This is a genomic window from Streptomyces lancefieldiae (assembly GCF_031845825.1).
Taxonomy (GTDB): domain Bacteria; phylum Actinomycetota; class Actinomycetes; order Streptomycetales; family Streptomycetaceae; genus Streptomyces; species Streptomyces lancefieldiae.
The window spans coordinates 1-762 of sequence record NZ_JAVRFH010000257.1; the positions used below are offsets into that span (position 1 = coordinate 1).

At 70.3% G+C, this 762-nt stretch carries 1 protein-coding gene; it reads right to left on the minus strand.

Annotation, left to right across the window (positions count from 1 at the left end):
• Positions 1-35 precede the first annotated feature (35 nt).
• Positions 36-762: CpaF/VirB11 family protein (locus tag RM812_RS41980; RefSeq protein ID WP_311586258.1), on the minus strand; the 727-nt coding region annotated here is incomplete at its 5' end.

Below are 762 nucleotides of genomic sequence, written 5' to 3' on the forward strand. Positions count from 1 at the left end.
CGGCGGCGGCGAATCCGGCAATCCGCATCCCCAGCTCAGGCCACCGTGCCGTTCGGGCGGGCCGTCCAGGCCCCGATGTTCTGGTACGTGGACAGCCACTCCGGGTGGCATCCCGCCTGGAGCAGGTCGTCGAGGCAGGCGGGCTGGATGCCGGTGGGCACCGCGCGCCCGTCGGGGCCGGGGCTGTAGATCCGGTTGAAGGACGGCGCGCCGGTCAGTTCGCTGAACTCGCCGGTGACTTCCAGCACCTGGTGGACGAACCGTTCCTTCGTGCCGCCGTGCTCGGTGCGGTCGTCCATGTGGATGTGCACGACGAAGTCCAGTGCCATGGCGGCGGTGAGGTAGGCGAGTTCCTGCGTCATGCCGCCGCCGTGCTGGATGCACAGCTGGGCGATCCGGGCGAAGACCGCGTCGGCCCGCTTGACGTGGATGGTGCACATCGAGCCGCCCTCGCCGGCACTCATGGCCTGCAGCATCGGCACGATCTCCCTCGAGCGGACCTCGCCGACGATCATGCGGCGCAGCATCATGCGCAGCGACGGCGCGATCAGGTCGGCCAGCTCGATCTCGCCGGCGTCCCGCCCGTCGACCCGTTCCCCGTTGCCTTCGCGGGCCTCCATCGGCACGACCTGCTGAAGGTGGCCGATCTCGTGCAGGAACAGCTCGTACTCGGTCTCCAGGGTGCCGCCCCGCTCCTGGGGGTCGATCTCGCGGGCGAGCGCGATGAGCAAGGTCGTCTTGCCGACGCCCGGCGTCCCGCTG